Origin of the sequence: Skermanella pratensis, from assembly GCF_008843145.1 — a bacterium.
Lineage (GTDB): Bacteria > Pseudomonadota > Alphaproteobacteria > Azospirillales > Azospirillaceae > Skermanella > Skermanella pratensis.
In genome coordinates this window covers 5,543,145-5,555,874 of sequence record NZ_CP030265.1, presented here as the reverse complement: position 1 = coordinate 5,555,874, position 12,730 = coordinate 5,543,145, and the positions used below count along the sequence as shown (strand labels likewise).

Here is a 12,730-nt window from a genome sequence, read left to right as displayed (position 1 = left end):
GGTTCCTCCGCTCAGAACCGTTCCGGGCGCAGCAGGGCATAGCCCAGATACGCCAGCAGCCCGGCCGCGACGATGCCGCCGAGGATGAGGTCGATCGACACGGCGGCGCTCACAACCGTTCCAGCGCGCCGGCCAGCCGGTCCGACGCCGCGAAGAACGCCAGCGCCAGGACCAGGAACACGAGGTCGAGCATGTCTGCAAGTCTCCCTGAATAAACAGGAGACCAGGCTAGCGGGGACCCGCGTTAATTCTCCATGCGGTTTTCCGGGCCGATGGTAAGCGCAAGATCAAGGGATGTAAGGAAGATGTTAAGGCCGCCCGGAATGCGCTTCTTGCCGAAAAACGCTTGATCCCCGCGGCGGAACCGGGTAGGAACCGGGGCTCAAGGCACGGACGCCGGTTTAGCTCAGTGGTAGAGCACCCGCTTCGTAAGCGGTAGGTCGTCAGTTCAAATCTGACAACCGGCACCATCCTTCCCCCCAAAGCGACCGAAACGGGCACCCGGCAACTCACCGCCAAAGCGTTGAGATCGGCACGGCGAACAGGTGCTCTCCGAAAGGCACGACCTTGTCGTGGTCATACAGGACGAGACCGAGGGCGAAGCGATCGCCGCACGCCCCGGACAGCCGCCGCAACCCGCCGAAGTCAGCGCCGGTGACCGTCGCCGAAGCCTTCACCTCCACCCCGACGACATGGCCGCGCCGGTTTTCGATGACGATGTCCACTTCGTTCCGGTCCTTGTCGCGGAAATGCGAGAACTCCAGGCGGTCATCCGCCCAGCTCGCAAGCTTGAGGAGTTCGGCAAGGACGAATGTCTCCAGCAGCGCCCCGAACGGTTGTCGGTCAGAGGTCAGGCGATCGGAAACCAGGCGGTCGGGCGAGATATCGCGAAGGGCGGCGAGCAGGCCCGAGTCGAGGAAGTGAAGCTTCGGAGTCTTGGTAAGCCGCTTCAAATCATTGGTATACCACGGAGACAGCGTCCGGATCAGGAACAGGCTTTCGAAGATGCCCGCATACTTCTGCGTGGTCACATGGTTCATGCCAAGCGGCCCACCGATGCCGGAATAATTGACAAGCTGTCCCGAATACTGCGCCAGGACCCGCAGCAGGCGCGGCATCTGGCGGATCTGCTCGATCTGGGCGATATCTCGCACGTCGCGTTGAACGATGGCTTCGACGTAATCAAGATACCAGTCCTGTCGGCGCGCCCATGACCGCCGCCCCAACGCCTCGGGATAGCCGCCCCCAAGCACGGTCTGGACCAATTCGTCTCCCATGATCGGATCGCCGACCGCCGGGACCTCTCCCTTGAAGACCTGATCGAGGAAGCCGGGTGCCGCACCCCGGATCTCGCTCCGCGCCAGGGGAAGCAGGCGAACGACCTGCATGCGCCCGGCAAGCGAATCCGCGACGCGCGGCAGGGTCATCAGGTTCGCCGACCCCGTGAGGAGGAACCGGCCGGGCCTTCGATCGGCGTCCACACTCTCCTTGATTGCCAGCAGCAGTTCCGGCGCGCGCTGGATCTCATCGATGACGGCCCTGTCGAGCCCTCGTACGAACCCGGCTGGATCCTGCCGCGCCGCGTCGAGCGTCGTAACGTTGTCCAGTGTCAGGAAAGCCCTGTCGTCACGCGCCAGCTTCCGGGCCAGGGTGGTCTTGCCGGACTGCCGGGGACCGGCCAGCAGCACGACGCGGGTATCGGACAACGCTTCCTCGACACGGTTCTGAACGAAGCGCGGGTACATGCCTGATGACCGTCCGAGCCGAGGGAAAATTCCGACCGATTGAAAGTACGGCCCCGACCAATTGAAAGTCAACGACCGACCGATTGAAAGTCAGGAGGCGGCCGATTCAAAGTGCTGCCCGCCACCGTGTCGCGAACCGGCCTTCGGCGCCCTGATCTCCTTGATAAACGGTCCTGAATGAAGCATGTATCCAGCGCCTCGCCCGCCACGCGCAGGACGGGCATCAAAAGCCGCGTTTACGCCGAAGCCGTTGATCCCGACGTTCTTTTCCGTGCAGCGGGCGCCTCGACCGATTGACGACACCGTGGGACCGCGTCCGCTCGCCATCGCGGTCCATTCCCGAAGAGCGCTTTCCCGGAGCCCGGAACAGTGATGACCGCCGCAGAACCTTTCACCATCCGCATCTTTGTCGCGGACGGCGATCCCGAGGGGATACGTCTGGTGGACCGGATGAACTGGACAGGCGTCGGCGTCGTGTTCCCGAGGGAGCGCTGGCCCGCCGCGCGACAGCGGATCGAACTCGCGCGCACCGGCGTCTATGTGCTGGTCGGCTACCAGGAAGGTGACGAGGACCTGCCCACCCTCTATGTGGGCGAGGGCGACGTCGTCCGGGACCGCATCGAAAGCCACTTCCAGAAGAAGGACTTCTGGACGCAGGGCTACGCCTTCGTCACGTCGAACAGCGGGCTCAACAAGGCCCATGTCCGCTGGCTTGAGCAGGCGCTGATCCAGCAGGCCGCCAAGGCCGGCCGCAGCCATCTCGACAACGCGACCATGCCGTCGGAACCCCCCTTGAGCGAAGCCGAGCGCGCCGACAGCCGCGCTTTCCTGCGCGAAATCCTCCAGGCCCTTCCCATCATGGGATTGCGCGCCTTCGAGGAGCCGAAACCGGTCGCCACTCCGCAGGTTTCGAGCGCGCCCAAACCGGAAGGCGCGGCCAAGTCGGAGCCGGAGGTCGTGGTGGTGGTTCCCGCCCAGGAGGAAGGCTTCAAGCAGGTATTCCTGGGGGAGCACCGCTGGCGCGCCATCCGCATCGCGGGCGGCAAGCTGCAACGGATCAAGTATATCGCGGCGTACCAGACGAGGCCGGTGTCCGCCGTGACCCATTACGCGCCGATCGAGAGCATCGAGCCCTATGGCGAGGAGGGCAAGTACCAGTTGATCTTCGCCGGACCGGCCCAGACGATCACGCCCATTCCCTTCGCGGATGCTCCCCAGGGATTCATGCAAGGCCCGCGCTACACGACGCTCGCCAAGCTGCTCGAAGCGAAGAAGGTGACGGACCTCTTCTGATCCACCGCCGCCCGCCCGGCCGGCCAAGCGGGTCATCCTCAGTTCCTTGTCCTTCACGACTTGCTGAACGGTCTGCCCGTTGGAGTTCGCTCTTTATGCGAATCGGGCAGGGATGATGGATTCTCCCCGGCCCGCCCTTCGATGATCCTCTCTAATAATCCTGCCCGTCCGCTCCGATGCCGAGCAGCGTCAGCCCGCCGCCTCCGTCGAAGCTGCCGTCCAGGGTGTTCCCGCTGGTGACGAGGCCCGACGAGCTGCCGGACTGGACCGTCAGCCACTTCGACTTTTCCACGATGTTGTCGAGGATGCGGATGTCCTCCGACCGGTTGCCCTGGTTGTCGGAGGCGACGTTCACCACCGTGAAGTAGCTGTTGTTCGGGTCGAACTTGTTGTCGGAAATGACGCTGTCGCTGCCGCCCAGGACGTTGACCGCGCGCTTCGCGACGTCGTGGATGTGGTTGCCCAGGACCGTGATGTCCTTGGCCTGATAGTCGATGTCGCCGGGATAGAGCGCGCCGGGCTTGGAGCTCCAGCCGCCGACGAGAATGCCGTCGAGCACGTCGCCGATGTCGTTGTAGAGGATCTCGATGTCTTCCGAGCCGGCCTTGACGGTGATGCCCGAGCGGTTGCCGCTCTTGCTGCCGTCGCTGATGTCGTTGTAGGCGATCACGGCGTCCCGGACATAGACATTGTCGATGCCCTCCTCCCGGCCGAAATCCTCGATGGTGTTGCCGGTCACCGCGACGTACCTGGCCTGGGCCAGCTTGATGCCGTCGATGCTGGAACCGCTGATGTGGTTGTCCTCGATCACGATGTTGGTCGTCAGGTTCTTCAGGTTGCTGCCGCTCTGGGTCAGCTTGATGCCCTCGGTCCCGCCCTGGATCGTGAAGCCCTTGATCGCGATGTAGTCCTCGCCGTAGGCGGAGATGCCCGGCTTGCCGGAGGAGGCGATGATCTTCGCCGCTCCCTCGCCGTCGGCCGAGACCAGCCAGACCGGCTTGCCCGCGGTACCGCTCGCATCGTCCAGCGAGACGCTTTCCCGGTAAGTGCCGGACTTGACCATGATCGCGGTACCGGGAGCCGCCTTGTCGACCGCCGCCTGGATGGTCTTGAACGGCGACGAGGAGGAGCCGTTGCCGCCGCCGGAGGCGCTGTCGTCGACCCACAGCAGGTTGGTCGGCTTGGCCTTCGCGACGTCGGGAACGGCCGATCTGGCCAGGGAGCTGAACGTCAGGGGAGAGTAAGCCATGAAAGTCTCCTTTGCCGCGGATCACGATCCGGGCATGATGGCCGGTGCGAAGAAATACTTCGCTCCGGGGATAGTTGTGATCAAGTTGTGACCAAAAAGTGGATGAATAGATGACAGATTACTGAGTGGCTACTTGCGTTGTTGTTCATTTCATTTGCAGAATTCATAGACATCTACAACGGGTGTCAAGGTATAAAATAAAATTTTATGGTCAATATACTCAACTGTATAAGCAAATTCCGCAAAAATGGATGAGATCGAACTTGTGGGTTTGTGAAACCGGATCATCAATTCGATAGCAGGCTAACTAGTTTTGGGCTGGTTTCCATAATCGGGTAGCCCTTGACGGCGCTTTCGGAGAACAGGCCGGGGCCGCTTCGCCGATCTATGAAGGTGCCGCCCAACCTCGCGGGCCGGAACCGAGGGAAGGAGGCGGCGTCACTGTGCCGCGGGACCGCCCCTGTTCGCGGGCCGGGGCGGGGCCGCTTGTTCCTGCCGGTCCGGCTGGGCCTGCGGAGTCAGCGGATCGACCCGGTACAGCGCCCGCTCCTCCGGCGTGAACTCCGCCAATCCCCCGGCCCGCAGGGCGCGCAGCTCGCCAAGCAGGGTGGCGAGGTCGGACCCGCGGGGCGTCACCGTCTCGACGTGGAGGGCGCCGGCGCGCTGGACCAGGATATCCCACCGGCCGTCGTCGATCCGCAGGGAGATCGGCTGGCCGTCCACCGCGGCATGGGCCAGTACCCGGTCCAAGCCCGGCGACCAGAGGCGGAGCAGGTTGACGGAGTTGTCGCGCGTGCTTCCGCCGAAACGGCTTCTGTTGCGGGTGGCGCTGGTGGTGACGAAGAGCTCGTGCCCGGTGTTGGATTGCAGCGGGATCAAGTCGTCCGCCCTGCCGGCGCGCCACCACTCCGGCCGCCACGTCGTTTCCGAAGCGGGCACCCACACCTCGACGGCACCAATCGTCCGGTCCGCGAGGACCACCCGGCCACCTCCGGAGCCCAGCATGGCGGGGCGCGGCCCCCAAAATGCTATCCGAACACCTTTCAGTGAAAGACCCTGCTCCGGCCTGACGAAGGCGATTTCGCCGCCGTCCGCGAGACGCCAGCTGCGGATTTCATCGGCCTCGTGGAGGATCGCAGTCGTGCCGTCGGTAAGGACCGTCGCCGCACCCTCGTTGACATACCCCAAGGTTCTCAACAGATGGCCGTCGGGAAACGAGAGATGGTCCACCGCCCCGTCGCTCCGGACCAAGACGATGCTCCTGGCGTCCGGGGCCACGGCCACGGCCCGCGGCATCCCCGGCCCGGTCTGCGGCACCGGCTCCACGGAATCCCTGCCGGGGTCCCAGATCCCGACACCCTGCGGAAGGATGACCAGGAGCGATCCGGACGGCAGCGGGATCAGCGTGGATCCCGGCGCGAAATTCCGGGATACCGCCGGCCAGGGAGAGCCGCTTCTCCAGTGATGCGCGTGCCCTGCGGCCGTGATCGCGCTGACCGTGGACAGGTCGCCGGATGCCCACGCGTCCCGCAAGTCCGAACCCTCCCCTGGAACCGATACCGAGACCTCGAGCGTCTTCCTGTCCAGTGCCAGGATCTCGCCGTCATGCCCGAGCGCCGGGACCGGACCTTCCCCGACGCCATTGACGAGCTTCGCGATATCCGGGATGTCATAGCCGCCGCCCCTGGCGACCATGACGCCGTCATATGTCCGCGCAGCCAGGACGTTGTCTCCATCGGACCCGACCAGGGTTTCGCCACCGTTCACGAAAGCCAGCGTGTTCATGCCGCCGAAGCCGCCGACCATCGTGACCGGCGGGCGGCCGGGACGCGGGTCGAGGATCGCCGTCGCGTTCCGATCCGGCGCATCTCCGTATGCGCTGGCCGCGATCAGGCCGTCCGCGGGGGAGAGCGCGATGGCGGAGACTTCTGCCTCGAACAAACCGAAAGACCAGAGCTCCCGCCTTGCGTCGAGATCGACGAGACCGGCCCGTCCTTCCTCCGTGCCGAAAGCCAGATTGCTCCCCGGCGCGTCCATGGCGACTGCCGCAATTCCGGTCACGGAAAGGGCGACGTCGGATGCTTCTCCCGATCCGGCCTCCCACACGCGGATCCGCTCCGGGTCCCAGCCGACGACCCGCCGGCCGTCGTCGCTGACGAGGATCCCGTCGGGTGCCCAATCGGCCACGTCGATGACCCAGGGCTCCGCCCCGGGAGTGCCGACCTCGACCGTTTCCGCGAACTGGAGCGCCGTCACGCCGCCGGAAGCGCTCAGCGCCGTGCGGGCCGGCATGCGGCCGCCGGTCGGCAATTTCGTCAGCGTGGTTCCGGTGGCGGAATCGACCCGGTGCTCCAGGCCGGAGTGGTCGTCCCACCAGAGCGAAACGGGTCCCGACTTTCCCGCGGCGATCGCCACCGCACTCGGTTCCGGTATCCAAAAGCGGTTCTTCGGGGGAGCCAGGGTGTCCAGCTTCCTCACCGCCATGGCGCCGCTGTCCATGACCAAGGCGAGATCGCCGGTTCCCGCCGGCTGGGCCATCACGTCGATGCCTTGGACATCGCCAAGGATGCCGGCCGCTTGCCCGCTGGCGGCGTCCCAGGCGGCGACCCCGTCGGCCCACCCGCCGGTCAGCAGCTTGCCGTCGTTCGTGAACAGAAGGTCCCGGATCGCCCGCGTGTGCGCCTCGATGATGACGGGCGTCGCGAGCGGGCCGGCCGGCCCGACGGTCACCATGCGAACCTGGCCGGCGGCATCGCCGATCGCGAGAGTTCCGCCGTCGGGCGAGAACCGGACGGCGGTGACGTAGTGTCCCGCGGTCGCCGTCTTCTCCAGCATCCGCGGCTCCGGCCCCGCCACGTCGAAGAGCGTGACGAGGCCGTATGCCGTCCCGGTCGCGAGCCGGCTTCCATCGGGCGACCACGCCACGGCCGTAACCCGCGCATTGTGCCGGAGCACCGCCTCGGCGTCCGCGGCCCCGATCCGCCGGAGGCGGAGGGTGCGGTCGTCCCCCGCGCTGGCGACGCGGTCTCCTGCCGGGTTCATCGCGACCGCGTTCACGTCCTCGCCATGCCCTTCGAATTCCGCGATCGGGTCGCCCGTCGCGGTTTCGAAGACCTTGACCTTTCCTCCGCTCCAGTGCGTGGCGAGCCGACTGCCGTCCGGGCTGAACGCGAGGGAGGGAAACGTGTGCAACTGGAACGGTCCTTCGGGAGGCCGGGGGGTCTCCCAGACGAGCGACCGGCTCGCCGTATCCCACACCGAGACCTTTTCGCTGTCCAGCGAACCGGCCGCCACATGGCGCCCGTCGGGCGACAGCGCGAAGACCACGTTGTTGTCGCCCGTCTCGACGAGCCATTCCCCCCTCGCCGCCGGCCGGCTGGCGAGGATCTGCTCCAGCGCCCGGTGGGGCAGGGTATCCCGCCAGGGGCGCGGATCGTCCACCCAGTCGGGAAAGGCTTCGGCGATCAGGTTCGCCGCCGCCCGGGTCCGCCCGTTGCCCAGTTCGCGGAGCGCGTCGTCGGCCAGCCGGTCGGAGTAGCGGAGCGCCAGTTCCATCGCGTGATTGCGCTCCTCCGACACCCTCTCGAAGGCGAGGACTCCCGCCACGACGGTGGCGAGACCCGCCGCGACCGCCGCGCCGGCCATGAGCCGGGACCAGGTCCGCCGGCGCAGGCGGGCCTTCTCGCAGGCCGCCAGGAACCCGTCCACCAGCGCCAGCCCGCCGCCGTGGCGGTCGGCCCAGGCCGCCGTCGCGTTGACTCGGGCGCGCCAGCGTTTCCTCTCCGCCGTCTCGGGAAGGAGCTTGCCCGGCTTGCCCGCCGCCGGGGTCCTGTCCCACTCCTGCGCCGCCGAGAGCAGCAGCCGCCAGCTGTCGCCGTCGCGCCGCTCCTGCTCCAGCCAGCCCAGCCGGCGCCACTGCTCCGCCTCGCCGTCGTTCGCGTTCGGTTTTTCGCCGGCGATCGCGCGCCAGCGGCGGATCAGCGCCTCGTGCCCGATGTCGATCTGGTGCTCGGCGGTCAGCACCGGGACCTCGACGGGTGACGGCACTAGGAAGGAGCAGTCCGGCTCCCGGAACCGGTCGATGACGCGGCGCAGCGCGGCCGCCCGCGCCGGGTCGATCCGGCCGTCGGGGCCGGCGGCGGCGACCGCCTCCAGCTCGGCGACCGTGCGCCGGCGCCGGATCGCCCGGTTCTGCCGGTCGGTGTCGGTCAGTTCCTTGAACAGGCGCTCGACCAGCGCTCCGGCGGGTCCGCCGGCGGGTCCGCCAGGGGGTCCGTCTGCGGGCCAGCCGTCGATCTCCCCGCGGACCTCCTCGGCATGGCGCGACAGCGCCTCCTCCAGCCCGCCGATCCGCCGGTAGTCCTCCAGGGCGAGGTGGCGGACCCCGGGACGTTCCCCGGCGATCGACCACAGCCGCATCAGGGCGTGCTGGAGGACCGGCAGGCGGTCGTTCTCCTCCCGGTCGAGCAGCAGCTTCTGGACCAGCAGCGGGTCGATCCCGGCGCCCGCCTCCTCCACGGGCCGGCGGATGATCGGGACCAGCGACTCGCGGTCGAGCTGGGGCACCAGGTACTGGGACGCGCTGACCGCCTCGGCCAGCGCGTGGAACCGGCCGCAGTCGCCGAAGAAGTCGGACCGCATGGTGACCAGCACGGTCAGCCGGCCGGAGGGATCGCCCGCCCCGCGCAGCAGAAGCTCGACGAAGGCGCGGGCCTCTTCGCGCCGGGCGGCGCGCTCCTCCCCCCCGGCTTCCTCGCCGAACCGGAACAGCTCCTCGAACTGATCGACCACCAGCAGGACGCGCTCGGCCGCCGCCGCGTCCGGGGCGAGGTCCAGCGCCCGGGCCAGTCCGTCCGACCTGCCGTTCAGCAGCGGCTCGATGCCCCAGCGCGCCAGTCCCGCCCGCTCCTGCCGGTCGGCGAAGCGGGCGATGCGCCGGTCTTCCGCCTCATCGGCCGGTTCCGGCGGGATGCCGCGGGCCTCCGGGTCGAGGCCGGCCAGGACCTCCGCCAGCCGGCGGATCGGGGCGTTGCCGGGACGGGTCTCGAACAGGTGCCAGGGCGAACCGAAGAAGGCTGACGCGCGTTCCAGGCGCGGCAGCAGTCCCGCCTTGACCAGCGACGACTTGCCGCTGCCCGACGCGCCGACCACGGCGACGAACCGGGATTCCCGGACCAGCCGGTACAATGCCAGACCCTGGGCATCCCGGCCGAAGAACCAGTCGGCATCCTGCTTCTGGAACGGCCGGAGGCCGGGGAACGGGCGCTCCGCCGAGCACCAGGGACCGGGGCCGCTCATCGCGCCACCCCTTCCCGGAACCGCCGCACCAGGGAACCCAGGGCTTCGGCCGCCCGGTGCGGGTCGTCGGCCTCGACCTCCTCCAGGTCGCCGTCGAAGAACCGGGCCTTGGCCGCCTCGGCATCGGGGCTCCCGGGGATCTTCACCAGCCACAGCGCGGGCGCGGGGCGCTTACGCGCTCCCGGCGGGCGCGGGCGGCGCAGGGTCTTGAGCAGCGCGCGGACAGTCTCGGCGGGACCGTCGCGCCAGCAGATGACGACCGATGAGGTCCGCCGCAGGATGCCGTTCAGCTGGACGTCCATCGGATCCGCGGCGTCGAAATCGGGTATCCTGGCCTTCAGGCCCTGCGCCTTCAGGCTGCGGGCGACCGCGACCGCCTCCTCCGCGTCCACCGGATCGGCCCATACGGCCAGGAGCCCGGGCTCCTCGTCCTCTTCCCAGGTGTCGTCGGGCATGGCGTAGCCAGGGCGCAGCCGTGCCGCCAGGACCTGGATGAAGGTCAGCAGGTCGCCGTTCTCCGGTACGTCGTTGTCCCGCGGCGCGCAGAACCGGTTCAGCAGCGCCATGGCGTCCGGTCGGTGGACCGTCCGCCCGTCGCCGTCGCGCAGCCCCGCGAAGGACGGCAGCCAGAGGATGCGGCAGGGCGTTCCCGGCGGGGCCGCCTCGTCGACCCTGGAGCCCGACCATTCCAGCTGGCGGCGGACCAGGTGCCTGTGGACCGTGCCGTCAGCCCCGGTGATGTGCTCCTGCTCGCCGATCAGGTGGACCAGCGCTTCCGCGCGGTCGATGGTCTGTTGGGCCAACAGCTTCGCCGCCGCGGGGCCGGGCAGGAGTTGCGGTTCCAGCGGCAGGACCGTGAAACCCCGGGCCGTCAGCTCGGCGACGACCCGCGCCCGGGCGTCCGCCATGTCGGCGGCGGCCCAGGCGACGAAGACGAGGGGACCGCCGGGCTTGGCGGCGGCTTTCGCCGGTGCCCGGCCGGCCGTTTCGGCGGCGGCCGGCGCTCGGGGTACCAGCCGGTTGATCGCGGTGACCAACTCCCTGAGACGCTCCAGATACAGGCTCTTGGCTATGGTACCGAACCAGTAGAACGGCTGGTAGTCACCGGATTGCAGGTTCCCGCTGAAGAAATCGAAGCCGGTCCGCCCGTCGAACTCGGCGGGCCACCGGTCCCGGGGAACGTCGTGAATTCCGATCCTGATCAGGCACTCCCGGCCGGGCGGCGGGTTGTCGGTCCGGGCATGGAAGCGCTTCAGCTCCATCCGGCACCACTTGCGTTCGTAATATTCCGTGGAATGGACCGCCAGGAAGACATCGCAGCCGTCCACCCCTTCCTCGATGCGCCTCCTGAAATCCTGGGAACCGTCGATCTCGTACGCGTCGCGCCAGATCCTCAGGTCGTTGCGGCCCCAGGTCTTGAGGCCGTAGCTCAGCGCCTCGTGGAAATAGGATATCCATCCATCGTCGTCCGTCCCTTTCGGAGGCAGGGTGTCGTCGACCCGCGCGTAGCTGATGAAGACGGTTGGCATGGCCAACGAAGAAACCCTTTTGATGAATATTTTTCCTGAAACTAATTCAAAGGGATTAAAGGCGTGCGGTGGACGTGTCAATACTGAACTTGAGACTCATTTCCCGTATTAAGGTAAACAGGAAATAAATTCGTATCGTTCTCCTACCATGATATTCATTTGACTAAGTCTTTGGCTTTTAGATGAGAACAGTCCTGCCCGGCATCCATGAAGGCAAGCGGCTTGAGCATGATTCTCGTGCATTCCCCGCAGATTTGTACGCCTGTACAGGCGATAAACAAACATTCGAGGAAACTTTTTCATTGGAATGACTGCTTGGGTTATTTCAAATAATAAGAGGAAGTACATGCCGTCCTGGTCGGCATGGGCTGGACCAGGAGCATCATGGCCCGCGAAATGAGCAGGGCCGTGAACGACATGGGGCTCGAAGGCGGCGCCGGCCGCGTTCCCGGCGAGGAAGCGGAGCGGAGTCACCTGCGACGCCGCCGCGCTCGAAGAGTTCATCGCCAACCCGCGGGGCAACCGCATGCCCTTCGACGGCGTCGCCGACGGGGCGGACCGGGACGCGCTGGTGGCGTATCTCCAGGGCCTGAAGTAGACGGGCGGAAGGGGCGGTACCCGCCACGGCGCCAAGGGCGGCTGCATGAACCGCCGCCGGTGCCCCCTTCGCCGTCAGACGATCACCCTCAGCCGATGGCGAAGAAGGCGTTGGGGTTCTGCTGGATGTCCTCCGCCGACACGTTCATCAGCGTGATGGTGTCGCCGTTGCCCAGGTCGACCACGGCGTTACCGCCGACATCGGTGACGCGGGCCGCGAGATCCCCGGCGTTCGACACGCTGAGGCCGTTGATGTTGCGCGAGACCAGCAGGATGTCCACGCCCTCCTGGAAGTCCATCACGACGTCCTGACCGCCGCCGCCGCGGAAGGCGAAGGTATCGGCGCCGGCGCCGCCGGTCAGGATGTCGTTGCCGAAGCCGCCGCGCAGGACGTCGTCGCCGGCATCGCCGAAAAGGATGTCGTCGCCGTTGCCGCCGGCCAGCACGTCGTCGCCGCTGCCGCCGTGCATGACGTCGTTGCCGTTGTCACCCCGCATGTAGTCGTTGCCGGAGCCGCCGTTCAGGATGTCGTCATGGCCGCCGCCCAGCAGCATGTCGTCGCCCGACCCGCCGTTCAGGACGTCCCTGCCGCTGCCGCCGTCCAGGATGTCGTTGCCGCTGCCGCCGTCGAGCCAGTCGTGCCCGTGCTCGCCTTTCAGCAGGTCGTCGCCCGATCCGCCGATCATGGTGTCGTCGGAGGTGCCGCCCAGCAGGGTGTCGTTGCCGCTGCCGCCGAGCAGCAGGTCGGACCGCGCGCCGCCGCTCAGGTAATCATCGCCGGACCCGCCGTCGAGCACGTCTTCGCCCCAGTTGCCGAACAGCATGTCGTCACCGCCGCCGCCGATCAAAAGGTCGTGACGGTTGCCGCCCATGAGAAAATCGGAATCGCCGGTACCGTACTGGGTGTCGTAGGACCCGCCTGGAAGTGTCGCCATGAATAGCCTCGCGCTAAGTTCGCTGTTGCCATCGATTTTCTTGAGCGCGAATTTGTATTACCCTGATAGATTAGGCAAGCGCCT

The 12,730-nt window shown here is 67.2% G+C and carries 7 protein-coding genes and 1 tRNA gene; 2 read left to right on the top strand and 6 right to left on the bottom strand.

Annotated elements, in window-relative coordinates:
- Nucleotides 1-11 precede the first annotated feature (11 nt).
- Nucleotides 12-101 carry a K(+)-transporting ATPase subunit F gene (gene kdpF, locus DPR14_RS25520; RefSeq protein ID WP_158048343.1) on the bottom strand — a complete coding sequence of 30 codons (90 nt, stop codon included), beginning with the start codon at nt 99-101 and terminating at the stop codon, nt 12-14.
- A 294-nt stretch (nt 102-395) separates the two neighbouring features.
- Between kdpF and DPR14_RS25515 the strand changes: the two genes are divergently transcribed.
- Nucleotides 396-470 (top strand) — tRNA-Thr (locus DPR14_RS25515).
- Nucleotides 471-509: 39 nt separating this feature from the next.
- On the opposite strand, the gene DPR14_RS25510 is transcribed toward DPR14_RS25515, so the two are convergent.
- Nucleotides 510-1,745, bottom strand: a complete 1,236-nt coding sequence (locus DPR14_RS25510; protein ID WP_158047653.1) for an ATP-binding protein — start codon at nt 1,743-1,745, stop codon at nt 510-512.
- 372 nt (nt 1,746-2,117) lie between these two features.
- Between DPR14_RS25510 and DPR14_RS25505 the strand changes: the two genes are divergently transcribed.
- Nucleotides 2,118-3,038, top strand: a complete 921-nt coding sequence (locus tag DPR14_RS25505) for a GIY-YIG nuclease family protein (protein WP_158047652.1) — start codon at nt 2,118-2,120, stop codon at nt 3,036-3,038.
- Nucleotides 3,039-3,189: 151 nt separating this feature from the next.
- On the opposite strand, the gene DPR14_RS25500 is transcribed toward DPR14_RS25505, so the two are convergent.
- From DPR14_RS25500 to DPR14_RS25485, 4 genes are all read right to left on the bottom strand, one after another.
- Nucleotides 3,190-4,287, bottom strand: a complete 1,098-nt coding sequence (locus DPR14_RS25500) for a right-handed parallel beta-helix repeat-containing protein (protein WP_158047651.1) — start codon at nt 4,285-4,287, stop codon at nt 3,190-3,192.
- Nucleotides 4,288-4,725: 438 nt separating this feature from the next.
- Nucleotides 4,726-9,585: an nSTAND1 domain-containing NTPase gene (locus tag DPR14_RS25495; protein WP_158047650.1), complete on the bottom strand. Its 4,860-nt coding sequence runs from the start codon at nt 9,583-9,585 to the stop codon at nt 4,726-4,728.
- A complete protein-coding gene (locus DPR14_RS25490; RefSeq protein WP_158047649.1) occupies nt 9,582-11,114 on the bottom strand; it encodes a toll/interleukin-1 receptor domain-containing protein in 1,533 nt (510 codons plus the stop codon). Before DPR14_RS25490 ends, DPR14_RS25495 begins: the two co-directional genes overlap by 4 nt.
- A 686-nt stretch (nt 11,115-11,800) precedes the next feature.
- On the bottom strand, nt 11,801-12,646 hold the full coding sequence (locus tag DPR14_RS25485; protein ID WP_158047648.1) for a calcium-binding protein: 846 nt from the start codon (nt 12,644-12,646) through the stop codon (nt 11,801-11,803).
- Nucleotides 12,647-12,730 lie beyond the last annotated feature (84 nt).